Annotated in this window: 24 protein-coding genes; 13 read left to right on the forward strand and 11 right to left on the reverse strand. The window is 45.7% G+C overall.

Annotated features, from left to right (window positions below; translation table 11 throughout):
• Positions 1-5: 5 nt before the first annotated feature.
• Both L1D23_RS05470 and L1D23_RS05475 read left to right on the forward strand, forming a co-directional pair.
• Positions 6-1,916, forward strand: a complete 1,911-nt coding sequence (locus L1D23_RS05470; protein WP_239864714.1) for an EAL domain-containing protein — start codon at positions 6-8, stop codon at positions 1,914-1,916.
• Positions 1,917-1,927: 11 nt separating this feature from the next.
• Positions 1,928-4,042 carry a type I secretion system permease/ATPase gene (locus L1D23_RS05475; protein WP_239864715.1) on the forward strand — a complete coding sequence of 705 codons (2,115 nt, stop codon included), beginning with the start codon at positions 1,928-1,930 and terminating at the stop codon, positions 4,040-4,042.
• Positions 4,043-4,114: 72 nt separating this feature from the next.
• On the opposite strand, the gene L1D23_RS05480 is transcribed toward L1D23_RS05475, so the two are convergent.
• Both L1D23_RS05480 and L1D23_RS05485 read right to left on the reverse strand, forming a co-directional pair.
• Complete coding sequence (locus L1D23_RS05480) at positions 4,115-6,643, reverse strand: glycosyl hydrolase family 18 protein (protein WP_239864717.1); 2,529 nt, start codon at positions 6,641-6,643, stop codon at positions 4,115-4,117.
• 411 nt (positions 6,644-7,054) lie between these two features.
• On the reverse strand, positions 7,055-8,452 hold the full coding sequence (locus tag L1D23_RS05485) for a tryptophanase (RefSeq protein ID WP_239864718.1): 1,398 nt from the start codon (positions 8,450-8,452) through the stop codon (positions 7,055-7,057).
• Positions 8,453-8,954: 502 nt separating this feature from the next.
• Between L1D23_RS05485 and L1D23_RS05490 the strand changes: the two genes are divergently transcribed.
• Complete coding sequence (locus L1D23_RS05490) at positions 8,955-9,608, forward strand: DUF2057 family protein (protein ID WP_239864719.1); 654 nt, start codon at positions 8,955-8,957, stop codon at positions 9,606-9,608.
• 29 nt (positions 9,609-9,637) lie between these two features.
• Here the strand turns inward: L1D23_RS05490 and L1D23_RS05495 are convergent, their stop codons facing one another.
• Positions 9,638-10,915, reverse strand: coding sequence for an HD domain-containing protein (locus L1D23_RS05495; RefSeq protein ID WP_239864720.1), 1,278 nt, complete (start codon positions 10,913-10,915; stop codon positions 9,638-9,640).
• Between the two features lie 229 nt (positions 10,916-11,144).
• On the opposite strand from L1D23_RS05495, the gene L1D23_RS05500 reads away from it, so the two are divergent.
• From L1D23_RS05500 to L1D23_RS05515, 4 genes are all read left to right on the forward strand, one after another.
• The gene (locus L1D23_RS05500; RefSeq protein WP_239864721.1) at positions 11,145-11,687 is read left to right on the forward strand and encodes a GNAT family protein; all 543 of its coding nucleotides are present in this window, start codon (positions 11,145-11,147) and stop codon (positions 11,685-11,687) included.
• Positions 11,688-11,782: 95 nt separating this feature from the next.
• Positions 11,783-12,211: a hypothetical protein gene (locus L1D23_RS05505; RefSeq protein WP_239864722.1), complete on the forward strand. Its 429-nt coding sequence runs from the start codon at positions 11,783-11,785 to the stop codon at positions 12,209-12,211.
• A complete protein-coding gene (locus L1D23_RS05510; RefSeq protein WP_239864723.1) occupies positions 12,208-12,807 on the forward strand; it encodes an SCO family protein in 600 nt (199 codons plus the stop codon). Before L1D23_RS05505 ends, L1D23_RS05510 begins: the two co-directional genes overlap by 4 nt.
• The gene (locus L1D23_RS05515) at positions 12,807-13,259 is read left to right on the forward strand and encodes a copper chaperone PCu(A)C (protein WP_239864724.1); all 453 of its coding nucleotides are present in this window, start codon (positions 12,807-12,809) and stop codon (positions 13,257-13,259) included. The genes L1D23_RS05510 and L1D23_RS05515 overlap by 1 nt, the downstream gene beginning before the upstream one ends.
• Before the next feature lie 48 nt (positions 13,260-13,307).
• Here the strand turns inward: L1D23_RS05515 and L1D23_RS05520 are convergent, their stop codons facing one another.
• The 4 genes from L1D23_RS05520 to L1D23_RS05535 all read right to left on the reverse strand — a co-directional run bounded on the left by L1D23_RS05520 (position 13,308) and on the right by L1D23_RS05535 (position 16,073).
• Complete coding sequence (locus tag L1D23_RS05520) at positions 13,308-14,261, reverse strand: LysR family transcriptional regulator (RefSeq protein ID WP_239864726.1); 954 nt, start codon at positions 14,259-14,261, stop codon at positions 13,308-13,310.
• A 9-nt stretch (positions 14,262-14,270) separates the two neighbouring features.
• Positions 14,271-14,729 (reverse strand): YaiI/YqxD family protein, encoded by a 459-nt coding sequence (locus L1D23_RS05525; protein WP_006960182.1) that lies wholly within the window; start codon positions 14,727-14,729, stop codon positions 14,271-14,273.
• A gap of 63 nt (positions 14,730-14,792) precedes the next feature.
• Complete coding sequence (locus tag L1D23_RS05530; RefSeq protein ID WP_019276990.1) at positions 14,793-15,113, reverse strand: heavy metal-binding domain-containing protein; 321 nt, start codon at positions 15,111-15,113, stop codon at positions 14,793-14,795.
• Between the two features lie 78 nt (positions 15,114-15,191).
• The gene (locus tag L1D23_RS05535) at positions 15,192-16,073 is read right to left on the reverse strand and encodes a LysR family transcriptional regulator (RefSeq protein ID WP_239864728.1); all 882 of its coding nucleotides are present in this window, start codon (positions 16,071-16,073) and stop codon (positions 15,192-15,194) included.
• A 122-nt stretch (positions 16,074-16,195) separates the two neighbouring features.
• On the opposite strand from L1D23_RS05535, the gene L1D23_RS05540 reads away from it, so the two are divergent.
• A complete protein-coding gene (locus tag L1D23_RS05540; RefSeq protein ID WP_239864730.1) occupies positions 16,196-17,383 on the forward strand; it encodes an MFS transporter in 1,188 nt (395 codons plus the stop codon).
• A 96-nt stretch (positions 17,384-17,479) separates the two neighbouring features.
• On the opposite strand, the gene L1D23_RS05545 is transcribed toward L1D23_RS05540, so the two are convergent.
• Both L1D23_RS05545 and L1D23_RS05550 read right to left on the reverse strand, forming a co-directional pair.
• Entirely contained in the window at positions 17,480-18,241 is a 762-nt protein-coding gene (locus tag L1D23_RS05545; protein ID WP_239864732.1) for a DeoR/GlpR family DNA-binding transcription regulator, read from the reverse strand.
• Positions 18,242-18,249: 8 nt separating this feature from the next.
• Positions 18,250-18,954: a glycerophosphodiester phosphodiesterase family protein gene (locus tag L1D23_RS05550; RefSeq protein WP_064486950.1), complete on the reverse strand. Its 705-nt coding sequence runs from the start codon at positions 18,952-18,954 to the stop codon at positions 18,250-18,252.
• Between the two features lie 274 nt (positions 18,955-19,228).
• Between L1D23_RS05550 and L1D23_RS05555 the strand changes: the two genes are divergently transcribed.
• The 4 genes from L1D23_RS05555 to L1D23_RS05570 all read left to right on the forward strand — a co-directional run bounded on the left by L1D23_RS05555 (position 19,229) and on the right by L1D23_RS05570 (position 22,929).
• The gene (locus tag L1D23_RS05555; protein ID WP_172851481.1) at positions 19,229-20,245 is read left to right on the forward strand and encodes a C4-dicarboxylate TRAP transporter substrate-binding protein; all 1,017 of its coding nucleotides are present in this window, start codon (positions 19,229-19,231) and stop codon (positions 20,243-20,245) included.
• Positions 20,246-20,346: 101 nt separating this feature from the next.
• Positions 20,347-20,811: a TRAP transporter small permease gene (locus L1D23_RS05560; RefSeq protein WP_239864734.1), complete on the forward strand. Its 465-nt coding sequence runs from the start codon at positions 20,347-20,349 to the stop codon at positions 20,809-20,811.
• Between the two features lie 9 nt (positions 20,812-20,820).
• Complete coding sequence (locus tag L1D23_RS05565; protein ID WP_239864736.1) at positions 20,821-22,104, forward strand: TRAP transporter large permease; 1,284 nt, start codon at positions 20,821-20,823, stop codon at positions 22,102-22,104.
• Between the two features lie 33 nt (positions 22,105-22,137).
• Positions 22,138-22,929 carry an HAD-IIB family hydrolase gene (locus L1D23_RS05570; RefSeq protein ID WP_239864738.1) on the forward strand — a complete coding sequence of 264 codons (792 nt, stop codon included), beginning with the start codon at positions 22,138-22,140 and terminating at the stop codon, positions 22,927-22,929.
• A gap of 102 nt (positions 22,930-23,031) precedes the next feature.
• Here L1D23_RS05570 and L1D23_RS05575 read toward each other — a convergent pair whose 3' ends face one another.
• Entirely contained in the window at positions 23,032-23,484 is a 453-nt protein-coding gene (locus tag L1D23_RS05575) for a hypothetical protein (RefSeq protein WP_239864740.1), read from the reverse strand.
• Between the two features lie 237 nt (positions 23,485-23,721).
• Positions 23,722-23,967, reverse strand: coding sequence for a DUF465 domain-containing protein (locus tag L1D23_RS05580; RefSeq protein ID WP_239864742.1), 246 nt, complete (start codon positions 23,965-23,967; stop codon positions 23,722-23,724).
• A 257-nt stretch (positions 23,968-24,224) separates the two neighbouring features.
• On the opposite strand from L1D23_RS05580, the gene L1D23_RS05585 reads away from it, so the two are divergent.
• Positions 24,225-25,115, forward strand: a complete 891-nt coding sequence (locus tag L1D23_RS05585) for an N-acetylmuramidase family protein (protein ID WP_239835624.1) — start codon at positions 24,225-24,227, stop codon at positions 25,113-25,115.
• Positions 25,116-25,122 lie beyond the last annotated feature (7 nt).

Below are 25,122 nucleotides of genomic sequence, written 5' to 3' on the forward strand. Positions count from 1 at the left end.
GCAATATGACTTTATATAAACAGCTTGTCGCGGGAATGATTGCTGTATTTTTGATGCTGATGGCTTCGGTTTTCATCATCGAATTTAACACCACGCGCAATAACTTAGTGCAGCAGCAGCGCTCAGAAGTGAATAACACCATTAATACGGTCGGCTTGGCTTTGGCTCCCTATCTAGAGAGCAAAGATCAGGTCGCAGTGGAATCTGTTATCAATGCTCTATTTGATGGCAGCAGTTATTCCGTCGTTCGACTGATCTTCTTAGATAGTGGCGAAGAGATTCTGCGATCTTATCCAGTCAAACCTCTCGATGTACCAGAGTGGTTCACCAACCTACACTTGTTTGAAAAAATTCACGATCGGCGTGTAGTGACCAGTGGATGGATGCAATTAGCCGAAGTTGAAATCGTCAGCCACACTGGGGATGCCTACACCCAGTTGTGGAACGCATTCGAGCGTTTGGTTGTTGCTTTCAGCCTGATTTTTACTATTGGTCTCTTGGCCATCGCCTTTATTCTTAAACGTGCCCTTCGTCCTCTTCAACTCATCGTGGAGAAAATGGAACAGGTGGCACGCAATCAATTTGGAGATCCTCTTCCTAGACCAACCACGAAAGATTTAATCTATGTCGTTGATGGCATCAACAGTATGTCTGCACAGGTAGAGAAATCCTTCCAAGCTCAAGCCAAAGAAGCTCAACTGCTCCGTGAACGCGCGTATATTGACCCTGTTTCTGGGCTTGGCAACCGCGCTTACTATATGAGCCAGTTGAATTCATGGCTTGGTGAAGGTGGTTTTGGTGGTGTAGCCATTCTTGAAGCCAGCTTTATTCATGAGTTGTATGAGGAAAAAGGTTACGAAGCAGGCGATGGCATGGTACGCGAGTTAGCGGATCACCTAAAAGTGTCTTTGACTTCGCCGGATGTGACGCTTGCTCGTATATCCTCTGCCGAGTTCGGTTTTATCTTACCAAACATAGATGAAACGGATCTTAAACTAGTGTCAGAGAGCATCGTAACTTATGTTCAAGACATCAATGCTGACCCGACCGGCATGGCCACATCGAACTTATCGCTTGGCGTCGTCTACAGCGAAGCAACTAAGAGTGCGTCTGAAGTGCTCACCATGCTAGATAATGCTTTAGCCACGGCAAAATCCGACCCAGAAATAGCCTACGGCTACGTCACCGGTAACAGCTCCGAGAACCTGATGGGTAAACAACAGTGGAAGACACTAGTCGAAGAAGCGATGAGCAATGACTGGTTCCAGTTCCGTTTCCAAGCTGCCAATGACGGTTGGGGTAAAACTTATCACCGTGAAGTCTTCTCTTCTATAGATAAAAATGGTGAGCGCTTTAGCGCTAATCAATACTTATTCGCTCTTGAGCAGTTGAATGCCAGTCACCTGTTCGATGAGTATGTGATCAAGGCAATTGTAGAACGCTTAGAAAATGGCGAATTTGCCGAACCCATCGCGATTAACGTCTCGCAAAGCAGTATTGCTCAACCGAGCTTCATCCGCTGGATCACTCAGATGCTAAACCGACACAAATCGGTAGCACATCAACTACACTTCGAAATTCCTGAAAGCTGCTTTGTGAATACGCCACACCACACTGCTCTTTTCTGCAATGCCGTGCGTAACGCGGGTTCAGATTTTGGTGTTGATAACTACGGGCGTAATTTCCAGTCGCTGGACTACATAAATGAGTTCCGCCCTGCTTACGTGAAACTGGATTATCTCTACACTCATCACCTGGATGATGAGAAACAGAAATTTACCCTGACTTCTATCTCACGTACCGCACATAACCTTGGGATCAAGACCATTGCGTCGCGAGTTGAGACACAAACCCAGTTGGACTTTTTGTCTGAACACTTTATTGATGTCTTCCAAGGCTTCATTGTCGATAAGTAAAAAGGTTTTAAATGCAGGATCCTTTACTCAATTCGCTGATTTACGTCAGCCGTTACTTCGGGCTGGCCAATTCACCGGAAGCATTGATTAACGGCTTACCTTTAACAGAGGGTAAGCTCACGCCATTCCTATTTCCGCGCTCTGCAGAGCGTGCTGGACTAGTTGCAAAAGAAAATCGTTCCAAGCTCGAAGATATTTCAGATTTAGTCTTACCTGTCGTTTTGTTACTCAAAAGCGGCGATGCATGTGTGCTGAACGCCATCAACAGCGACAAGCAGGAAGCTGAAATCGTTACGGGCGAATCCGGTTTAGTACCAATCTCTATCCCATTGGATGAGCTGGAAGAGCTCTACATTGGCCGCTATTTTCTGGTTAAGAAACAGTTTCGTTACGATGAGCGCTCTCCGGAAGTCCTCAAAACCCGTGAAGGTCACTGGTTCTGGAGCACTATCTGGCAGTCAAAGAACATCTACCGCGATGTCTTAATCGCTTCTATTCTGATTAACTTGTTTGCCGTTGCTGCACCGATGTTTACCCGCCTAGTTTATGACAAAGTGGTGCCCAATCTTGCGTTTGAAACCTTATGGGTACTGGCAAGTGGTATTTTCGTCATCTTCCTGTTTGACCTGACACTCAAGATCATGCGCAGCTACTTCATTGATGTGGCAGGCAAGAAGTCGGACATATTAATTTCATCCAAACTGTTCAGCAAAGTACTTGGTATTCGCATGGAATCAAGGCCCCCCTCTGTTGGGGCTTTCGCCCGCCACTTACAAGAATTTGAGTCCATTCGGGAGTTTTTTACTTCAGCAACCATTGGCTCTTTGATTGACCTGCCGTTCTCCTTACTCTTCCTTGTCTTGATTTGGTTAATGGCTGGCAATCTAGTCTTGGTTCCCATTGCTGGCGTCGTGATTCTGATTGTTTACTCGGCGCTGATTCAGGGCCCATTGCGCCGTACCATTGAAGAAGGCTCACGTCTTGCTTCACAGAAATACGCTAACTTGATTGAGAGTTTGTCAGGGCTTGAAACCGTAAAATTATTTGGTGCACAGAGCCAATTTCAGTTCCGCTGGGAAGAAGCCGTTGCTCATATGGCCAACTGGAATATCAAGAGCCGTCGCATCACAGATGGTATCCAAAATACCGCTGGTTTTGTTCAACAAGCATCTAACGTTGGTATGATCATCCTTGGTGTGTATTTGATAGCAGAAGGCGAACTCACCATGGGTGGCTTGATTGCCGCCACCATGCTTAGCGGCCGAGCCATTGGCCCTATGGTCCAACTTTCCTTACTCTCTACACGCTACAATCAAGCCAAATCGTCTATGACTATTATCGAGCAAGTCATGGAAATGCCAGATGAACAGGAAGAAGGGAAGCGCTACATCCACCGCCCTATTGTTCAAGGTAAGATTGAACTAGATAAAGTGACTTTCCACTATCCTGATTCACCCATTGCATCTATTCGCGATCTAAGCATCACGATTAATCCGGGTGAGAAAGTGGCAATCATTGGTCGAATTGGCTCAGGTAAGACAACACTGGAACGTTTGATACTGGGTCTATTTAAGCCAACCGAAGGCCATGTACGCATCGATGATACCGATATTGAACAACTGCATCACATTGATATTCGGCGTAACATCGGCTGTGTACCTCAAGATAGCCAACTGTTCTATGGTTCGATTCGCGACAACATTACCCTTGGCCGCCCACTAGCCGATGATCGTGATGTGATGGATGCCGCCAATCGTGCTGGCGTAACCGTATTTACACAGCAAGACCCCGCTGGTTTAGAACGTCAGGTTGGCGAAGGCGGCTTGTTACTCTCAGGAGGACAGCGTCAAGCCGTGACTATTGCACGAGCCTTCCTCGGTCGCCCACCAGTGCTGTTAATGGATGAACCAACCAGTGCTATGGATAACCGCTCTGAGATGCACATCAAGCAACAATTAGCGCAACTAAAGCCATCGGAAACGCTGATCTTAATTACGCATAAAACATCCATGCTCGATGTGGTTGATCGAGTCATCGTCATGGAAAAAGGTTGTGTGATTGCTGATGGACCTAAAACTGAGGTACTTAACAATCTCAAGCAAGGTAAAGTGAGAGCCGCTAACTAAACTGACAAAAACAATAAAGCCGCTCAATATTGAGCGGCTTCTCTTTACCTACGATAAGAAGAGCTGTCTAGATTAGCAGTCTGCAGGGCCGACTTCTTTCCATACCCCCCACTGGCCCGATTGAGATGGGTCATCACCTTGTGTCCACCACTTGGCTTCCCAGACTTTCCCATCCCAAGTCACTTGGTCACCGCCATTGTATACTGCGCTAGAATCCCAAGCGTTGGTACAAGTACCGCCACCTGTATCTTTCTTCGCAACAACGACAGTCGCCAAAGCAGAAGAGGTCGCTTGAGCGTCACTCACTGTAACCGTAAAGAGTAATGAAGTATCTTGCGTATATTCCGCTGCGGTAAACGTCACCGTTGCACCATTAATGGTCGCATTAAGTCCGGCAGGCACATCCCAGCTGTACGTTAATGTATCATTATCGGCATCACTAGAACCTGAGGCGTCAACCACCACTACGTCTCCAGCATTCACTGTAGCAGGAGCTGACACTACAGCAACTGGCGCAGTGTTCACAGGACCAGTGTCTTTCGCCTGCACTGTCACAACCACAGTGTCAGTCCCCGTAGCTCCTTCATTATCCGTCACTGTCAGTTTGAAAGTAAGCGTTTCAGTTTGCGCAACTTCTGCCACATCAAAACTTGCTTGTGCGGTGTCTGCACCCGTTAGTGAAACACTAGTACCTGAGAGTTGTTCCCACGCATAGCTTGCAACACTGCCATCAGAATCGCTTGAGCTGCTGCCATCCAATACAACCGATGCAGGACCTGTCACAGTTATATCAGCGCCAGCTACAGCAACAGGAGCTCGATTAGCCGGAGTTCCACCAGCAAGCCCTTCATGCATCGCATTGAGAATATCACCGTTGTCGGCATCGATTTCCCAAGAGAACAAGCCAGCAAGACCTAAGCTACGTACATAGGCGCCCTTCGCTTTCACAGAGCGGTCATCATCAAACGTAATCAACTGACCTGTAGAACGATTCCAGACCCAAGGAGCTTCAGCCTGCGCATCGTATCCGTATTCAAAACCGTTGATGCCAGTATTATCCGCGCCAAGCATAAAGGACTTCACACCTTTATAGTCAATTACACCATCTTCCCAAACACCTTGTGCTGTGCTGCCTTTCAGCTTACCAGTCCCTGTCCCTGTCATTGGGTCATTAGGATCGGTAAGCGTATCAGGTGTCACGCCTTCCCAACCACGACCATACATTGCAGTACCAACAACCAGTTTGTTCGCAGGGACGCCCTGCGCTAACAAGAGCTGAATACCATTGTCTGTTGTGTAAGCAGGCCCTTTGTACGGTTCACCATTTTCATCTACGCCAGAGCCGTCACATTGGCCAGGACGCATAAACGTTCCGCAATAAAGGGCGGTCTGATGGCCCGGTACATTATTCCAACCACCGTAGAAGTCATATGTCATCGCAAAGATGTAATCCATATACTGAACCGCATCGGCATAATTCACGTCTTCTATCTTGTCATAGCCAACCCCGATCGCGGAAGTCAGCTCGTAGGTGCGCCCCGTATCGGCTTCCAGCTGATCTAGCATTGCACGTAGTTCTTGCATCAACGCGACATAAGCCGGGCCGTCATTCACCGGGTCGCCCAGATCTGGAGCCGCACCGCCGCCACCTGGGAATTCCCAGTCAATATCGACGCCATCATAAAATTTCCACGTCGTCAGGAAGCGCTTAACAGAAGCGACAAAAGTGTCTCGGTTCGCTTTGGTAGTAAAGTCAAAGAATGGGCCTGATAACGTCCAACCACCAATAGAAGGGATAATTTTTAGATCTGGATTACGCTGCTTAAGCGCCATCAGCATCGCGTAGTTACCTTTGATAGGAGAGCTGTATTCATGGCCAGCTTGAGGGAAACTTTTCTGATAAGCTGCCCAAGGATCATGAATTACAACTTCGTAATCAGGAACACCAGTACAGGCGGTCATCAACGCATTGTAGCTGTTACCACCAACAGATTTCACAGACTCATTCGGACCACAAATAGGAATGAAGCCATAAAGGATATGAGTCAGATTATCGGCAGGAATATTATCAACGGTAAATTCACGTCCATAAATCCCCCACTCGACAAAGTAAGTACCAACGACTGTGCTCGGGTCGGTGTTGTAGCTCTTGTTATTGGGATCGACGTTCATCGCCAGTGGTGCTAAATGAGCACCATCGGTATCTGCGACCACGATCTCAGCAGGCGCACTCGTGCTACAGCCACTTTCCTCACAAGCTTCAATGGTCATTTGATAACGACCACCTGTCGCATACTTGAAGTTGGCTGTTGTTTGGCTACCCGAAATTGGACCAGTAGCTACCTCAACACCATCAAAGTAAACCTTGTATGTGTCCCCTGTTGTGCCACTCCACTGATTAAACTTAATAGCGATATCAGCTTCATCAAAATATTTCACCATTTGGTTGTAACCAGCGGTGGTTTCCATTGCTAATTCAATCTTCGAGAACTGAAGATTGTTCGAGCCGTAGACATCAATACTTGGGGCTGTTGGTGCAGCCATCGCAGTGCCGGATAGCGCCAAAGCGATACTAGCGGCGCACAAAGTTATACGATTCATACCTATTTCTCTCATTCCTTGTACATTTACCCGAAAGTTGGGAAGTGATACCTATCGTCGTAAGTTGCCTTAAATGCTTAGCTGGCCAAGTAGTGAGCCGAAAAACTTATCGAGGATCGGTATTCGCTGTTCTTTGCTACATCACGAAGAACATCACTTTCAGTATTCGAGAGACTTTTTTTTTGATAAAAAAAATAAAGACTCTTTTCGAGGCAAGATCAGAAAATAATTGTATATCTTAGACTTGTTACATCACAAATGAGGATACCTGCCCATATTTTATAAAATATCAGACATAGAAAAACATACTTATTTGTCAATAATTTAACGGGGGATATACCAAATATAGTAACAAAAACGTATAGAAAACCTGCCTCCTAAAGGGGTTAGGAGGTAGGTTTTAATCAAGGATTATTTGGACTTAAATCGCGCCGTGAAATGACGCAGTACAGGTGGTTCGTACTCAAACGTTAAGCCTTTAAGCTCATGAGCACGCTCTTTGAGCGCAATGATCGCATCAGCGATGTAATCCATGTGATCGTTGGTGTACACACGACGGGGTATAGTCAAACGCATCAGCTCCAGCTCTGATGGCTTTTGTTTACCTGTTTCGGGATCACGCCCTAAAAGAAGTGAACCTATTTCTACGGCGCGCACACCAGATTTAAGATATAGGGCATTACATAAAACATGCGCAGGGAACTCCTCAGGTGGAATGTGTGGCAGTATCTTCGCTGCATCGACAAAAACGGCATGACCACCAGTGGGATACTGAATAGGAATACCACCTTCACGTAAGCGATCACCTAGGTACTGAACTTGGCTGATCCGGTAGTGGAGAAAATCTTCGTCTGCTCCCTCATACAAACCACGAGCCAACGCTTCCATATCTCGACCCGCCATACCGCCATAGGTCACAAAACCTTCCATCGGAACACAGCGAGTTCGCACCGCTTGAAAAAGCTCCTCATGATCTCTAATACAGCACAAGCCACCGATGTTAACCATTGGATCTTTTTTGGCTGACATGGTGAGCATATCGCCATATTGATACATTTCACGAATGATCTCTAAGATGGACTTATCCTGATACCCTTCTTCACGCTGTTTTATAAAGTAGGCATTTTCACAGTAACGGGCAGAATCAATCACGACTGGAATATCATTTTTACTCGCTAACTCATAGACAGCACGCATATTTTCCATCGAAACGGGCTGACCTCCTGAACTGTTACAAGTGACGGTGGTGATAATCGCACAGACATTATGAGCGCCATACTGTTCTATCGTGGCTTCCAACTTATCGAGATCAAAGTTCCCCTTCCAGTCATAAGGCGTCGTTGTATCAAAGGCATGTCTATCCACCACATTGATTGCCTTACCACCATTCAGTTCGATATGTCCAGCGGTTGTATCAAAGTGATAATTGGAGATGAAAACCGGCTCCGTCCCACCGCGAACGCTACGCATTCGCTCAATCAGCGCTGGAAACAGAATTTGTTCTGCCCCACGTCCTTGGTGAGCAGGCACTGTAAGCTTATAACCAAAGAAATGTTCCACTGCCTGACACAAATTGTAGTAGTTGCGACTTCCAGCATAGGACTCATCTCCCATCATTATGCCTGCCCATTGGTTGTCGCTCATCGCACCTGTCCCTGAATCTGTTAGAAGGTCGATGTACACATCATCACTCTTTAGTAAGAAGGGGTTGAGACCAGCTTCATTCAACGCGATGACTCGATCTTGGTATGTGGTCACTTTGATCGGTTCAACCATTTTAATACGAAAAGGCTCTGGTATACGTTTCATGTTTAATTTCCTATAGATAGATCTATCCCTGCAGAAAACTGCATTGGATTCAAAAATAAAATGACAAATAAGAGCGGCGCGTATGCGCCTGAGGAAATTAAATAAGTGCTGATTCTTTATTCAGCAGGGACAAGCAGAAGTCTAAGTTATACCATGGCGACAACACTAAGCGGCTGTCGTGCATCCAAATGCATTTCATAGCGTTATCCTTTACTTTGGTTACAGACACATCAATCAATATAGTCGTGTTGTTATCTATTTACCGTGAAACGCCACTCAAAAAACATCCGTTATAGAAATGAAAGCCGAACATTCATAAACCTAAAAGGCCTTATTTAAAGTTCGTCACGGGCACCTCTCACACTCTAGTTCGAATAACTAAGACATTTATCATCATTAAAAGTTAAGTTTCCGTGAAATCTTATCACTTTGACATTCATCTAATTGAAACCTATTAACTTGCTAGGCAAAGTATTGGTAACCAAACCAAATGGATCAAGTCATGAAAATCAGTACAACATTATTGGCTGCAACAGCACTGAGCCTCAGTGCGATGGCAGCGGCCGAAGTCACGATTACCGTCCCTGAGACAGTGGACGTCTTGGTTGCAAATGATGCCAAACCAGAATTGTCTGGCGGTTTCTTTTCGGCGAATAAAACACTGACTCTGCCAAATGGTGAGAACCAAATCTTATTCCGCTATCAACCGTACTTCACTCAAGGTAATGACCGAATTATTCTTGAAAGCGACCCTATCATTGCCACTTTTAATACCAGTGATACAGAGCTGACGTTCGACATGCCGAAATACCGTGATCACCACGAAGGTGAGAAGAAAATTAAAGATGTAGACTGGCAACTGACGACAGAAAACGGCAACCCGCTTGCCGTCACTCAGGACAAGCTTATAAAAGATGGAATGCAAATAGGGCGTAACTTCCAAATTGAGCTAGCTGATTACAACCGCCGTGGTGGTGTGGCTGCGGTTTCAGCCGCCGCAATAGGCGCAACAGTCCAACCAGTTCATCTACCCGCTCAAGTGACGAAGGAAGGCGTCAAAGGCGATTCCACAGCGGAAGAGATGCTGCATTTCTGGTACAACAAAGCCGATGCAGAAACACAAGCACGCTTCAAACAGTTCTTGCTGGAAAAGTAATCAAGCTCAATAAGCCAAAAGCCTGCGCATTAAGCGCTGGCTTTTTCTATGGCAGGGTGACCTGTAGAAATCTGATAACACTCCAGTTCATTCTCCATCAAGCATTCAAACACTACCGCATCAAGTTTACCGTCATCCACCAACCCCTGAAGAATTTGCATTGTTTCATTAAGCAAGACCCCTTGTCGATAGGGGCGAGATTGCGTCAAAGCCTGAAATACATCGGCAATAGCAACAATACGGCTGGGTTGATCCAACTCTTTGGCCGTCTTCCCTAAAGGATACCCAGAACCATCAAGCCTTTCATGATGGTTTGAAGCCCAATCAATCACTTGACTGGAACGAAACATGTTCGTTAATGCATGGCGGGTATCCGTCGCATGACGCTTGATACAGGCGTATTCTTCATCGGTCAACTCTGCTGGTTTATGCAAAATAGCCACTGGAGTTTTCAGCTTGCCAATATCATGCACTAAACCAGCCAAATACAACATACGTTGCGCTTTCGTCGAATACCCCAATTGTTTACCTAGAAATGAGGTTAACTCTGCAACATGTCGAGAATGTTGGAATGTGAAAGTACTTTTGGCATCGACAATCTGGGCAAAAAATTCTGCCACCGCAATCGTGTCTTCCAACCCCAAACACGATGAAAAGAAAGGTATGGAAGGAAAGCGGCTTGCCATGGTTTCTATATAACGAGATTCCATAGAAAACCAGAAGTCGTCATTATCGATCAATTCACACATATGCTGAACCATATTCGGCTCAAATAAAGTACCAACATTTGCGGTGAGTTCACCAATAATAGACCGTTTATTATTTTCAGTGATATTGCCGTATTGATCCGGGTAAAAACGCGAGTAGAGATAGTCGACTCGATCGGAAATAAATAGCAGCCCAGCAAGCTGTTTATCCGTTTCAGACAATCTGTCTTCACAGCTCAGATGTTGCCATTGAGTATGGTGATACAAAACCGGCAGAGCAAAAGCAGCTAAAGGCGGGCAAACACTCAGCAACCCATGTCCTTTAATACAGTGCTTCTTTGTGTTCTTCGGAGCCATTGACTCGAACAGATAGGTCAATTCATCAGACTGTGAAACACCACAGTCATGAATCAACCCCAGAGAAAAAGCGAGTTGAGATAGCTCTTCCTCCCACCCCATTCGTTTAGCACATTGATAAGCAATGTACCCAACTCGGTAACCATGGTTGATATCATCAATTCCAACGTCATCGAGGGCTGAAGCGATTTCAAATAGCACCTGACGTAAATCTACGCTTACGTTATCAAGCGATTCATCCATTCGTATTAACCTAACTGACTAATTTTTCTTATTTTAGATTTATAAGGCTAAACGATTTCGTTTCATAAAAACCATAAATTCATTAAGACTATTTATATAATTGTGATTTGTATAACGTCTTGGGCGAACTTCGTGCTACATGAAAAATGTTTTTGCAACAAGTGTTTATGGTCATACCAGTCATTCTCTGTTAAGTTAACCTTTCATATTCAACTTGTTTAGGTTCCTTATGTTCACAATCTCTATCGACTCTGAACTCGAACTCGCTCTTGTCCAGGAATCATTTGCCACTCAGTACAGCGAATTAGTATCCAGTCAAACAGAATACTTATCACAATGGTTAGCTTGGCCTCCCTACTACCAGTCTGAGCAGGACTTCCGCATGTTCGTTCAGCGTGTATTACATGAATATGCAGAAGGGAAATCAATGACGTGCGCAATTCTCTACAATCATGAAATTGTGGGTAACTGCAGTTTTAACACCATTAATCACGATACTAAAATCGTCGAAATTGGTTACTGGCTATCGCAACACCAGCAAGGCAAAGGCATCATTACGCGCGTTGTGAACAAACTGATTGATATTGCATTTAATGAGTACCAGATGGAGAAAGTCCAGCTATCTGCCGCCAAAGACAACCTACCGAGCCGACGAGTCGCCGAGCGAGTAGGTATGACCCTAGAGGGTATCATCACCAATAAGGAAAAAGTTGGAGATCGAATTCTGGATCATGCCATTTATGGGATTCACCGCCACAATGTTCATCATTGAGTAGATTGATTCCAAGCACAGATTTATTGGTTGACTGAGGTATTTAGTCTCGCTTGGTGATAGGATTGCGGCTTTAAAACCAAAGAGAGAACACCGTGTCTTCATTGCTAAAGCTGCTCTTAGTCGTTGTAACGCTGGGTGCAGGCTTCTTCGCCGGTGACCTATACCAATGGTTTCAAAGCCGTTCTCAAGTCAAACCTTTGTCAGAATACTGCTTACTCACTACTGAAGCTTGTGAAAGCGATAATGTTCGTATAAAAGTTGATCGCGACATCAGTCAACCACTGGTACCTACCGAAATCGTCGTCGACTGGCCCGAAGCTCAACAAGAAAGCCTGTTGCTAACTTTGGAAGGCTACGAGATGGAAATGGGTACCGCCGTATTTAAACTCAATAAAAGCTCAACAGGCCAGTTTACAGGCCAGGTTATTCTGCCGGTATGTACGACTGATGCCATGACTTGGGTTGGCAAACTCACTGATGGCCAACACAGTGTGAGCACCTCGATTAGGATGGAACAATGAGTAAGAACTGGTCTTTAATTTTAGTTGCCGCGTTTGCACTTGGCTTTGGCGTGAAAGCGTATCTGGATTCACAGCCAACGATCGAGGTTCCTGCTGCAGCCAGTAAAGAAGTCGTCCTGTTCGGTGAAAATGACAAACCGGTCAAAATCTTCGATCAACAAGACTCTCGCGTACGCATCGTTTACTTTGGCTTCACACGTTGCCCAGATGTCTGCCCAACATCATTAGCCATGCTAGCTGGTGCACTGAATCAGGTGGACGAAAGTGTTAAGTCTAAATTCAGACCTATGTTTGTCTCACTCGACCCAGAGCGTGACGCGGCAGCAGATTCTTACAAGTACGCACAATATTTTCATCCAATGATTGAAGGACTATCAGCTCCGCTCGATATCACAACGCCTTTGGCACATAAATATGGCGTCATTTTCCGCAAGACCCAATTAGAAAACTCAGAGCTTAAGTATACGCTCGACCACAGCTCCTATTTCTACTTCCTAAAACCAGATGGCACATTAATTACTAAAGTGCCACACACGCTGACACCGGCTCCTTTGGTTGAAGCGATGAAAACAATTACGTCACAAGGAAACTCCTAATGAAGTTAAAAGCCCTTATTTTAGCGTCTATCGCACTTAGCCCACTTGCTCACGCGGCTTCAGACATCATGCTATCCCATGCCTATGCGCGTGCGACACCACCGAGTGCAGCCACTAGTGCGGTATTCACTGAAATCATGAACCACAGCGCAAAAGACCGCGTTATCGTATCAGCCAGTACAGACGCTGCAGGCAAAGTTGAGCTGCATGATGTGATTAAAGAGGGTGATGTAATGAAAATGCGTCAAATCGAACAAATTACTGTGCCGGCAAATGGCATGGTTGAGCTAAAACCAGGTAGCCTGCACATTATGCTATTTGACTTGAAAAAGCCGCTGGTCGAAGGTGAGAGCATTGATGTGAAACTGACCTTTGCAAACGGTGAAGAACAGACCGTCTCAGCACCTATCAAGAAGGTCATGAGTGGAATGAACCACAAACATCATCACTAAGTTTTGTTGATTAGCCCGGCCTTCGCTGGGCTTTTTATTACCTACGCTTTAGCGAGTTGGATAGAGCTGAGCAAAGTTGTCCACCTGCTTTTCCCAGATTGGTGGTGTACCAATATACGCCTGCACCGCAGAAATAAACTCTCTAACCAGCGCCGTTTGTTTACGATGCGGGTACAAGGCATACAGGGCGAGGCCGCGATTACATAGAGTGTAATGCGTCAGGAGCGGCTTTAGATTCATGTCGGCAACTGGGCGGTATAGGTTGGAAGAGGAAATCATGGCATAGCCAAGCCCATCTTGGACGGCCGCTAACAAAGTCAGCACATCATTGACCTTGTATTTACCCGTCATTTTGTGATTTATGAACGTACTGCCACCCGGTGCTTCACTAATACGTGCCGTATCTACGGTTAATGGCCCATTACTATAGACGACAGAAGGCAAGCTCATTAGCTCCTCAGGAGTCTGAGGTTCTCCGTGCTGCTCGATAAAGCTTTCAGACGCCAAAATCACCGGCCTGATGTCAGCGATTTTCTTTGCAATCAAACTCGAATCTTCTAGCCGACCAAGACGAAATGCGACATCAAAGTGATCAGAAATAATATCTGAACGCTTATCATCCATTTGCAGGTTAATTTCCACTTCAGGATAACTGCGCATAAATTGCGTAATCACGGGCTGAAGGTAGTGCTGGCCAATATGCAAAGGTGCGGTGATGCGTATGCGTCCTTTCGGCCTTGCCTGATAAGAGTCTGCGATGGAGTGAACATGCCCTAAAGTCCCAACCAGATTATGTGCCTGCTCGAGAATTTCTTCACCCGCTGGCGTTAGGGAAAAGGAGCGCGTTGAGCGATTAAGAAGCTGCACGCCTAGTTCTACTTCCAGTTTTTTGATCTGTTTTGACAACGATGAGTTGTCCATATTGTGCAAGGTCGCAGCTTTAGTAAAAGAGCCTTGCTGCACCACATCAATAAACAGCGCTAACTGGTTAACCAAGGACATCCACCCCTCCTATTTTTGCGCCCTTTGCCACTGCACTAACCATTTGTCTAAATGGTTAGCAAATTGCTGTCGATCCGCTTGGTTTAGCGGTGCTGGGCCGCCTGTTTGGACACCACTACTGCGCATGGTTTCCATAAAATCACGAATATTAAGGCGTGATTTTATATTCTCTTTGGTGAACTGCTCCCCACGAGAACTCAACACGTGGCCGCCTTTGGTGATGATCTCATCGGCCAATGGGATATCGCTGGTGATCACCAGATCGCCGGCTTCACAGCGCTGAACAATCTCATTATCTGCGACGTCAAAGCCAGCCTGAACTTGTAGCATGGTGACTTTTGGAGAAGCAGGAGTACGGATAAACTGGTTAGCCACTAGAGTGACTTCCACGCCAGTGCGCTCAGAGGCTCGAAAAAGAATGTCTCTGATAACTACCGGACACGCGTCTGCATCAACCCAAATTTTCATCTATTACTTTCCTAAATCTGCAATTGGCGCCATTACACCGCAAAAGCGCCTTGCTGAATAGCCTTATTTGAATTTCACCGCGGTACCACTGACGCTCACCATCATCATGCTGCCGCCACTGCCAATGACTTCGTAATCAATGTCGATGCCGACGATGCCATCGGCACCCAGCTCACGTGCTCGCTCTTCCATTTCAGCAAAGGCTATCTCACGAGCTCGGCCCATCTCTCTTTCATAGGCGCCAGAGCGGCCACCGACGACATCTCGAATTGCGCCGAACATATCTTTAAAAATGTTTGCCCCTAAGATAGCTTCACCGACCACAACGCCCAAATAATCTTGTACAGGTCGGCCTTCAACTACTGAAGTCGTTGTTTTAATCATAATCTTTCTCCTTTTGAATCACTGTTATCCATATTAGCAGTGGGTTTAGTCAAACACTGCGCTCACAAACTAATCTTGCTACAAGGTTAACTTCGGCTGAATAAAGTCGATAAACGAGGAGATTCGCCGTGCTACTGCTGAAGATTTGTAGTACACAGCACTCACCTGCTCTCGACCGGTATCAAGACGTTTGACATCATCAAGCAAAGATACCAGCCTACCTTGTTTAATATCTTCGCGAACCATAAAGCCAGACAAACAGGCAATACCATTAGATGCCAATGCCAACTGCCGAACCGTTTCACCATTACTCGACGTGATATCTGGCTCTATGACATCAACGCCTTTTAGCGGCCATTGGTTAAGCACTTTAGGTGATGTAAAACCTATCAATTGATGCGACGGTAGTTCTGACGTTGTGCGGGGCGCACCAGCAGATTCCAGATACTGGGGAGAAGCAACGATGAAGAGCTCACTTTTACCTAGTGGACGTGCATGCAGTGTTGAATCTTTTAGTTGTCCGATACGGATAGCGACATCGGTGCGCTGCTCGAGCAAATCAACAAAACCTTCGTTAGAGGTTATTTCCAACTCAATCTCTGGATAAGTATCTTTGAATGACTGTATCAGCGGTACAAGCTGATGGAAAACAAATGGACTGGCTGCATCCACTCGTAACTTACCTCTAGGACGTTCGCTTCCAGAAATCAGATCTTCTTCAGCCTGATGAATAATGTGAAGGCCCTTACGCACAGAGTCAACAAAAGACCTACCTTCTTGGGTTAACTCTACCCGCCTTGTTGTTCGGTTCAATATTGAAACACCCAGCTGTTTCTCCACCTTGCTTACCGCACGTGAAATTCTGGCAACTTGTATGTTTAACATTTCAGCTGCCGCTGAAAACCCGCCGCTATCGACAACCGCGAGTAGCATTTCTAACTCATCTGAACGTGTGCGCATGTCTTCGTCCATTAAATTCAATTACCTTTATTTATAGCAAAAGTAATTTGATAAAATTACCATTTTTAACAAATAAAAGATTTTCAATAATGGCAGCCACGACATCATTATTGGAATTTATTATGCCAATTGCACTTTTTGCTTTAACCCTCAGTGCCTTTGCTATCGGCACTACTGAGTTTGTTATCGTCGGATTGATTCCGACTATGGCAAGCGACCTTGCAGTATCCCTACCTTCCGCTGGCTTATTGGTTAGCTTATATGCGCTTGGCGTGGCAATTGGAGCTCCCGTCATAACTGCGCTTACTGGCAACTGGCCAAGAAAAAAGGTCTTATTGTCCGTAATGAGCTTGTTTGTTTTAGGAAATGTTCTCGCGTGGCAAGCTCCGAGTTATGAAACTCTGATCATCGCTCGCATCCTGACCGGACTGGCTCATGGTGTTTTCTTTTCCATCGGCTCTACTGTTGCTACAGGACTGGTCGGCAAAGAAAAAGCCGCCAGCGCTATCGCGATCATGTTTACAGGCCTTACCGTTGCTTTGGTCACCGGTGTTCCTCTTGGCACCTATATCGGGCAAGCATTTGGATGGCAGGCGACATTTCTCACCGTGGCTATTCTTGGCGTCATTGCCTTGCTTGGCAGTGCCCTGTTAATTCCTGCCAATCTCAAACAGCCACCAGCAACCAAAATTTCAGCCCAGCTAAAGGTTCTTACCGAACCTAGGTTGCTACTGGTTTATGCGATTACGGCACTTGGATATGGAGGAACTTTTACTGCTTTCACTTATCTCGCCCCTATACTGGAAAACGTTTCTGGATTTAGCTCTGGGACCATAGGGTTAATCATGTTGGTGTATGGTGTTTCCGTTGCCATTGGCAATATCTGGGGAGGCAAAATGGCCGATAAACTTGGCCCTGTTAAAGCACTGACCGCCATTTTTATTGGTCTTACGATTATACTGTTTGTCTTCAACCTTGCGGCTTATCATCCTGTTAGTGCTGTTATTACGATTCTAATCTGGGGGGCATTCGCCTTTGGTAACGTCCCTGGGTTGCAAGTTTACGTGGTTAATCTGGCAGAAAAACATACGCCTGATGCGGTTGATGTCGCCTCTGGGCTTAACATAGCGGCGTTTAACGTCGGCATCGCTTTAGGCTCATGGGGAGGAGGATTAATCGTTGCACAGCATGGCCTAATGAATACACCTTGGGTCGGCGCTTTGATTGTCATCATTGCCCTACTTCTCACCCAATTCAGCGGTTTGCTCGATAAGCGTGAAGCAACATGTCAGGGCGCAGAAGTAAACTAAAGTCGCTTCCCTTCCATCTATAGTTATATCTATTAATAATAGTCGATAAACAGGGCTAGCATTTAAGAGTACGTTGTTGAAATACTGGAAAAGTTCTTATTCGATGCTTGGTTCTAGAACACTTGGAATTACTGTGATATTCAGTTCTTTGGGTAGATGATCTTTATTGGTGTAAATACGCTCAAAGTGAGCAAGGGGCGCAACCTTGATCGCAGTGGTACGCTTCCATTTGGTAGCATCCGCCACCAACCAGGTTTGGCGACTGTTGCGCATGATGGATTGAGATAAGTCCGATTCTAACTGTTCATGCTCCATCGCATAATGGCTACTTGTCACTGACGCGCAACCGCATAGGCCGATATCGGCTTCAAAGCCCTCGAAGAAGTTGACCACACTGCTCCCCACCAGATCTTGATGCTCGCGACGAAACAAGCCGCCTGCAAGGTAGACTTCGATGCTTTGGTTGGCTTCTAAAATTTTTGCGACTTGTAGGTTATTGGTGACCACACGTAAGGCGGTTTTCCCCAATAGAAACTGAGCAATGCGTGTAACCGTAGTACCAATACCCATCATCACGGTCGCACCGTCTGGAATGGCTTCAGCGACCGCCATTGCGATGCCATCTTTGCTGGTCGATTCCACTTCTGAACGAAAACGATAACTGGTGTTTGTTAAGGTAGCAGGCAAACTGACCCCACCATGAACTCGACGCGCGAGCCCTTGTTCACACAAGTTGTTTACATCGCGTCGAATGGTTTGCGTAGTCACCGAAAACAGCTCAGCCAACTGATCAATCTGAACATCTTGATCTGCTTTAAGGGTCGCGAGAATCTGTTTTTGGCGTTGGTTCAGTTCCATAGTTCCTACTAAAATTCGTTTGGCTTATCCGTGATGATGTAATCCACACCCAAATCGTAAAACGCTTGTGCTTTGTCTGGCGCATTCAACGTCCAGATCTTTAACACCAAACCCGCGTTTTTAATCGACTTCGCAATCTTAGCATCAAGAATTTTGTGATCAATGTGGATGCTGAACAAGTCCAAGTCTTGCAACGACTCTAGGCTAAAATCATTCCACACTTCGCAGATGAACCCACGTCTTACTTCCGGTATCTGCGCTTGGCAAATGGCCAGTGCCTCTTTGCTAAAACTTGATAAAAGCAGCTTATCCAGCGGGTAGTTTTTCTGCTTCACTACCTTAACCACTTGCTCGACCAGGGTGTCGATGGTTTTGTCATCGTAAGTTTTCAACTCCAGATTCAGCGTGAGCCCGAGTTCGACACATTTATCCAACGCCTCTTCGAGAGTGGGAATGGATACTCCTTCGAACGATGCACCGAACCAACTCCCTGCATCGAGTGCTTTCAGCGCCTTAGTATCAAGGTCTGATACTTTACCTTTGCCGTTGGTACAACGATCAACCGTCTTATCGTGAATGATAACTGGAACGTTGTCGGCGCTGAGTTGGGTGTCGATTTCTACCCATAGGGCACCTGACTTAGCAGCGTGTTCAATGCTCACCAAAGTATTCTCTGGTGCTAACGATGCCGCACCGCGATGGCCTGTAATCATAGTGTACTCTCAATGTTCATTTGAAAACCAAGCGACAATAGATTGGTTTTATTACAGTTTTATTATCTATAACGTTCTAGCCTTTAATTTAGCTGAAAAACGACATCAGCGGCAATGGTCGATGTTACTAAACAATTGTGAGAGCTCATTCAAAATATGTTCATATTAACAATAAAAATGTTCATATGAGTGTAATAATTCACTCGCATACTCTACAAATATTACATATCACTCTCTAATTTTTATAAAACAGCCATCAATAAGGTACTGACAAATGAAAAAGCTATTAGGTGCGGTAATTACAGCGGCAGCGCTACTTTTAGTAGGTTGTGGTGAATCGAAAAAGCCTGAAGCTGAGGCAACTGCTGATCCAATCGATATCAACATGAGCCTGGTATTTACGCAAAATGAGTTACTGACCAAGGAGCTCATTAAGGCGACAGACAAAATCCGTGAACGTACTGACGGTTCAGTGAACATCAAAGTATTCCCGGGCGGGCAGCTACCTGTATACAAAGACAACCTAGAGCAGGTTGTGAACGGTGCAAACTGGATCGCGGTCGAAGATTTAACCTACCTAGGTGACTACGTACCAGACTTCGCGGCGCTTGCTGGACCAATGCTTTACAACACGTACGATGAATACCTAGCAATGATGGACACAGAGTTTGTCGCTGGGCTAAAAGCGAAAGCAGAAGAGAAAGGTATTAAAGTACTGAATGCAGATTACATGTTCGGCTTCCGCCACATGATCACCAACAAAGAGATCGTGAACTCTGCAGATATGAAAGGCATGCGTATTCGCGTGCCACAAAGCCAACTGTTCATTAGCACGCTATCTGCGATGGGCGCGGCACCAGCTTCTCTGCCATTCCCAGAAACCTACGCAGGTGTTCAGCAAGGTGTGGTTGACGGTCTGGAAGGTTCTATTCTGACGATGTACTCGACTAAGATCTATGAAGTCGCGAAGAACATGTCACTCACCAAGCACTTCCTTGGCACAGTCGGCATCTATATTTCTCCTAAGTTGTGGGACAAGTTCACTCCAGAGCAGCAGCAAATCATTAACGAAGAGCTGGAAGCGGGCGCGATTTCAAACACCTCTGAGTTGGTCAAGCTAGATACGGAATACACCCAGAAACTGGAAGAACTTGGCGTAACGTTTAACGAAGTCAACTCTGAAGAGTTTAACCAGCTAACGGCTGATGTCTACAACCAGTTCCCTGAATGGAGCGAAGGCATCCACGCTAAGATCATGCAAGAGCTAGAAACGATTCGTGCAGCTCAATAACTCACAAAACACTAACTAACCTAGATGCGGCTTGATGTTTTTCAGGCCGCATTGTTCGTAAATTATCTATGGTTAGTAGGTAATTTACCGGAGAAGATTTTTTGTTTTTACTAAGAAATATTGAAGAGATCCTCGCTTCGATTGCTATTTCAATCACGGTCTTGGTTGTGATTGTGAACGTTGTTTTACGTTACGGGTTTGGCTTTGTCGTCCCTTGGAGCGAAGAGCTGTCTGTGATCTGCTTTATCTGGGCGGTCTACTTAGGTATTAGCTCTTGTTACAAGCATAAGCTGCATATGGGCGTCGACGTCATAGTCGCTATGCTGCCAAGCAAAGCGAAACCTGCATTTAGGCTCGGTGTGTCCGTGTTCTTACTGGCCCTCAATATCTTGATGGCGATTCTGAGCTATCAATACCTGATGCTTTCTAACAAAGTCACGCCTGTAATGGGCCTGTCGTACTTCGCCATTAATGGCGTACTGTTACTTTGTTTTGTTCTTATGGCTATTCACACAGTGAAGTTCATTGTGGATGGCGTCGCGTTACTTAAGCGTTCACAAAAATAGGTTCTGTCGATGGAAAGCTATCTGCCAATCATCATTCTATTTGTCCTTTTTCTGCTCAATATTCCCATTGCTTTTTCACTGATCGCATCATCGATGGTCTACTTCTTATTCATCAATGATTCGATTCCCGTGAGCTTGGTTATGCAGCGCTTCATCAGCTCCGCTGAATCTTTTCCGCTATTAGCGATACCGTTTTTCATTATGGTCGGCTCGGTCATGAATTACGCTGGGATCAGCCGAAGCTTGCTGGCCTTTGCTGACTCTATGATTGGTCACAAAACAGGTGGTCTGGCACAGGTTAACGTGGCATTAAGCACATTGATGGGCGGCATTTCAGGCTCTGCTAACGCTGACGCTGCGATGCAGTCGAAAATACTGGCGCCAGAAATGACCAAACGCGGTTATGACCTACCCTTTACCGCAGCGGTAACCGCAGCTTCTTCAAGCATCAGCCCAGTGATTCCGCCAGGCATCAACCTAATCATTTTTGCGTTGCTCGCCAACGTTTCTGTTCACCAGATGTTTATTGCGGGTTATGTACCTGCGCTCCTGATGGCGGCTTCCCTGATGCTGACCATCGCGTTTATCGCCCGCAAACGTAAGTACAAGCCGTCTCGTTCGGAGCCTGCAACAGCGAAAGAGCGTTTCCATTACTTACTGAAAGCCGTGCCTGCATTGCTGATTCCTTTCGGCATCATTTTGGGGATGCGCTTTGGTTTGTTTACACCGACTGAGGCAGGTGCGATTGCGGTTCTACTCTGCATCATCATTGGCGCATTTGTCTATCGTGAGCTTGGCTTCAAACACATTCCAATGATCATGCGTGAAACGGTTCAAGGTACCAGTAGCGTCATGTTCATCATTATTGGTGCCATGGTGTTTGGTTACTACATGACGCTGGAGCAAATCCCACACAATGTGGCCTCAGCGCTGATTGAACTGACAGACAACAAACTGGTATTGCTGCTACTCATTAACGCTCTGCTGTTGGTCGTAGGGATGTTTATTGAAGGTGGCGCGGCGATGATCATCCTCACGCCATTGCTACTGCCAGCCGTACTGAACTTGGGCGTCAACCCAGTTCACTTCGGCATCATTGTCATTGTAAATATCATGATTGGGGGTGTGACACCGCCATTTGGTTCAATGATGTTCACCGTATGTTCCATCCTAAAGGTACGTATGGTTGATTTTGTACGAGAAGTGGCGCCACTACTGTTGGCGCTACTGACGGTGTTGATGCTGCTGACTTTCTCAGAAAGCTTAGTAATGTTTTTGCCGAATTTACTTTAACACGATGTATTGAAAGAATTTTGAGGTGTAGAAATGAATTCGGTAACGAATGATTTAAACCAAAACTGGAAACAGGTCGACTGGGTACTGACGGATGTCGATGACACCCTGACTTGGGAAGGCCGTTTACCGCCAGAGACCTTAATCGCGCTACAAGAATTAAGAGACTCAGGCAAGAAGGTAGTCGCTGTAACTGGCGCTTGTGCGGGTTGGTGTGACCATATTGCCCAGCTTTGGCCTGTGGATGCCGTATTAGGTGAAAACGGCGCGTTTATTATGGAAAAGAAGGATGGATATCTTACCTTACGCTCTGGTGTTCCTCTTGAAGCTATCCGCGACGACCAGACAAAGCTAAAAGCGCAGGTTGAAGACATCCTACGTGACTACCCAGATTTGTCATTGACACTGGATCAATCCTATCGCTTGTGTGAAGTGGCGATTGATATCGGCCAGAACCGCCCTCGTGTAGACGAAGCCGTGATCGAAGAAATTGTCGCTAAGATTCATGCTTTGGGTGCCCACGCCACCGCCAGCTCGATTCACATTAATGCATGGTATGGCGAGCACTCGAAAAAGGCGACAGCCACAGCATTCCTTACCGAGAAAGGTCTATCTAACCAAGAGATCACAACGCGCGCCTGTTATGTCGGTGACTCAATGAACGACCAGCACATGTTTGAAATTATGCCAAACAGTGTTGGGGTCGCGAATATTAAACACTATTGGGATCGATTGGCGTTTCATCCTTCGGTCCTAATGACGGAGCCAGGCGGCTACGGTTTTGCGCAGTTTACTGAAAAGTTGCTAGCACTCAATACTCAGTAAGCAGTTAAGTATTTAGCCCTAAAGTGCAACCTGTTCATGCCCAGGATATTCAGCTTTTACCATGGAAGGTACTAATCCAACGTAGACCAATCGACCTAGGCTTTATCTATCTTTAAAAAACTGCCTAACAACCCAACTAAAGAAGACAACGGGTGGGACAACTTGAATGAATAATAAGATAGGCTTAGGAAAGAAATAGATCAAAGCAATCAAAATTAATAGACAAAGAATAATAAGACGCACAACATAACGTGCGTAGTAAGACAAGTCATGCACACTTGCAGCAGTTTGAGGCTCATCAATGAGCCTCAACACTGACTGAATTTTGACCGTTTCGGTGCCACCTTGGGAAGAGTGATGTTCTACATCTGTGTATGTTGCATTGTTTGAGCTTTCGACATAAGTTACCCCACTCAAATCGTATATCTGTGAAAATGGGTATTTAAGGTCAACAGTGATCCAACTGTCGCATTCGGTTTTAATAATACAGAAATTCTTGATTTGATTTCCTTCTTCTATCTCCTTGTAAACGAGGTCTACAAGCTTTGTAGGCATCTTTGATGCCATGAGAAACTGGAAACACGCGTGGCAAATTCCGCCTCTAGAGGCTAATGCATTGGGGGCGACAAACTTATAGCACTTATTGCAAGTAAATATGCCCATAACTGAAGGCCTAATTCGGAATTACCTCGTCTTACGATAATTCTAGAACAGTACCTTATATATGTTGAATGATGAGACTAGGGGAAGGGCGCTCCCCTAGTCCGGTGCTTTCCGACCTTATTGTGAATATTATCGATGCGCACTAATCAATCGCTTATGGAGCTGATCTTTCATCACTGCCCGATCATGTTTCATTTTGTGCATTTCTTCATCACTAACAGGAGAGTCCATCATCTCCAATTTGCGGATTTCCTTATCTAGTGAATCGTAGGACTTCATTGCAGAGAGAAAATTTTCATCCATTTTAGCTAATGCTCGAATGGTTTCTTTATACTGTGGAAACTCATTGAGTAGAGAGTGGTCTTCACCTAGCATAACGGCTCCTTTGCTTATCTTAGTCGATTTGGTTAGGTTGTTTTTTATACAAACATAGCACCCTTAATTACCCATCGTTGCGATCTCAATCGACAACTTCACTCGGGACTCTATTTTTGACCAAATCTTAACTTTTCCTTCTGAAAACCTTAGTTCATCGGTAGCACCGAAAATTCACTGGCTCCGCCCAATTAGTGATTTCTCAATTCCAGTAGCGTTTGTAGGGATCAATCAAACCAGAATACATGGAGTCAAACATGAGAGAACTCACTTTAACCTCGTCGGTTGGAATTGGCGCAGACAACACACCAGATGACGTACTCAACGTACAAAAAGCTTTGAACCAGTTGAGTGATAAAATTGGCTTAACAGCCCCACTGCAAGAAGATGGTGTTATTCATTCAGAGACTGACCAATCACCAACGTGCCTAGCGATCGCCGCAATGCAAAAAACCATTCTTGGCTTTCATCACCCTGATAGCCGTATCGATGCGAATGGCAAAAGCCACCGCACACTCAATAAAGTTCTGGGGACAGGGCAAAGAACTCTTAGTTCCTTATTCTTGCCAGCGATTGACCCCGTCAAAGGGCTGACTGACGAAGACTATCATGATGCAGCCGAATCTCTGGGTTGTGAAGTCGCCGCGATTAAAGCGGTCTCAGAGGTTGAATCTTCCGGTAGTGGTTTCTTCGAGTCTGGCTTACCTTGCATTTTGTTTGAAGCCCATCAGTTCTCTAAATACAGTGATCGTCGCTTTGATGAATCTCATCCGAACCTCTCATCTCGAAAATGGGATCGTTCACTCTATGTGGGTGGTGAAAAAGAGTATGACCGCCTGAAGCAAGCCATCGACTTGGATAGAACTGCCGCTCTGAAATCAGCCTCTTTCGGCCGTTATCAAATCATGGGCTTTAACCATCAGGCTGCAGGTTATGACGATGTCGAAACGTTCGTTCACGACATGTTCGTTGCTGAGCGTCATCACCTGATGGCCTTCGTCAACTTTATTAAGTCAAATTCTAAGCTACACGAAGCAATACAAGCTCTCGACTGGCCAACTTTTGCTCGTTACTACAATGGTCCTGGCTATGCAGAGAACCGCTATGACGAGAAATTGGAGTCCGCTTACCAGACTCATTCAGCGTAACAGCTTG

This window comes from Vibrio sp. Isolate24 (assembly GCF_022398215.1).
Classification (GTDB): Bacteria; Pseudomonadota; Gammaproteobacteria; order Enterobacterales; family Vibrionaceae; genus Vibrio; species Vibrio coralliilyticus_A.

Excerpts from the sequence above, each read along its gene's own strand:
- L1D23_RS05470 (WP_239864714.1), top strand. The coding sequence starts at position 6 with ATGACTTTATATAAACAGCTTGTCGCGGGAATGATTGCTGTATTTTTG.
- L1D23_RS05475 (WP_239864715.1), top strand. The coding sequence starts at position 1,928 with ATGCAGGATCCTTTACTCAATTCGCTGATTTACGTCAGCCGTTACTTC.
- L1D23_RS05480 (WP_239864717.1), bottom strand. The coding sequence starts at position 6,643 with ATGAATCGTATAACTTTGTGCGCCGCTAGTATCGCTTTGGCGCTATCC.
- L1D23_RS05485 (WP_239864718.1), bottom strand. The coding sequence starts at position 8,452 with ATGAAACGTATACCAGAGCCTTTTCGTATTAAAATGGTTGAACCGATC.
- L1D23_RS05490 (WP_239864719.1), top strand. The coding sequence starts at position 8,955 with ATGAAAATCAGTACAACATTATTGGCTGCAACAGCACTGAGCCTCAGT.
- L1D23_RS05495 (WP_239864720.1), bottom strand. The coding sequence starts at position 10,915 with ATGGATGAATCGCTTGATAACGTAAGCGTAGATTTACGTCAGGTGCTA.
- L1D23_RS05500 (WP_239864721.1), top strand. The coding sequence starts at position 11,145 with ATGTTCACAATCTCTATCGACTCTGAACTCGAACTCGCTCTTGTCCAG.
- L1D23_RS05510 (WP_239864723.1), top strand. The coding sequence starts at position 12,208 with ATGAGTAAGAACTGGTCTTTAATTTTAGTTGCCGCGTTTGCACTTGGC.
- L1D23_RS05515 (WP_239864724.1), top strand. The coding sequence starts at position 12,807 with ATGAAGTTAAAAGCCCTTATTTTAGCGTCTATCGCACTTAGCCCACTT.
- L1D23_RS05520 (WP_239864726.1), bottom strand. The coding sequence starts at position 14,261 with ATGTCCTTGGTTAACCAGTTAGCGCTGTTTATTGATGTGGTGCAGCAA.
- L1D23_RS05525 (WP_006960182.1), bottom strand. The coding sequence starts at position 14,729 with ATGAAAATTTGGGTTGATGCAGACGCGTGTCCGGTAGTTATCAGAGAC.
- L1D23_RS05530 (WP_019276990.1), bottom strand. The coding sequence starts at position 15,113 with ATGATTAAAACAACGACTTCAGTAGTTGAAGGCCGACCTGTACAAGAT.
- L1D23_RS05535 (WP_239864728.1), bottom strand. The coding sequence starts at position 16,073 with ATGCGCACACGTTCAGATGAGTTAGAAATGCTACTCGCGGTTGTCGAT.
- L1D23_RS05540 (WP_239864730.1), top strand. The coding sequence starts at position 16,196 with ATGCCAATTGCACTTTTTGCTTTAACCCTCAGTGCCTTTGCTATCGGC.
- L1D23_RS05545 (WP_239864732.1), bottom strand. The coding sequence starts at position 18,241 with ATGGAACTGAACCAACGCCAAAAACAGATTCTCGCGACCCTTAAAGCA.
- L1D23_RS05550 (WP_064486950.1), bottom strand. The coding sequence starts at position 18,954 with ATGATTACAGGCCATCGCGGTGCGGCATCGTTAGCACCAGAGAATACT.
- L1D23_RS05555 (WP_172851481.1), top strand. The coding sequence starts at position 19,229 with ATGAAAAAGCTATTAGGTGCGGTAATTACAGCGGCAGCGCTACTTTTA.
- L1D23_RS05565 (WP_239864736.1), top strand. The coding sequence starts at position 20,821 with ATGGAAAGCTATCTGCCAATCATCATTCTATTTGTCCTTTTTCTGCTC.
- L1D23_RS05570 (WP_239864738.1), top strand. The coding sequence starts at position 22,138 with ATGAATTCGGTAACGAATGATTTAAACCAAAACTGGAAACAGGTCGAC.
- L1D23_RS05575 (WP_239864740.1), bottom strand. The coding sequence starts at position 23,484 with ATGCCTACAAAGCTTGTAGACCTCGTTTACAAGGAGATAGAAGAAGGA.
- L1D23_RS05580 (WP_239864742.1), bottom strand. The coding sequence starts at position 23,967 with ATGCTAGGTGAAGACCACTCTCTACTCAATGAGTTTCCACAGTATAAA.
- L1D23_RS05585 (WP_239835624.1), top strand. The coding sequence starts at position 24,225 with ATGAGAGAACTCACTTTAACCTCGTCGGTTGGAATTGGCGCAGACAAC.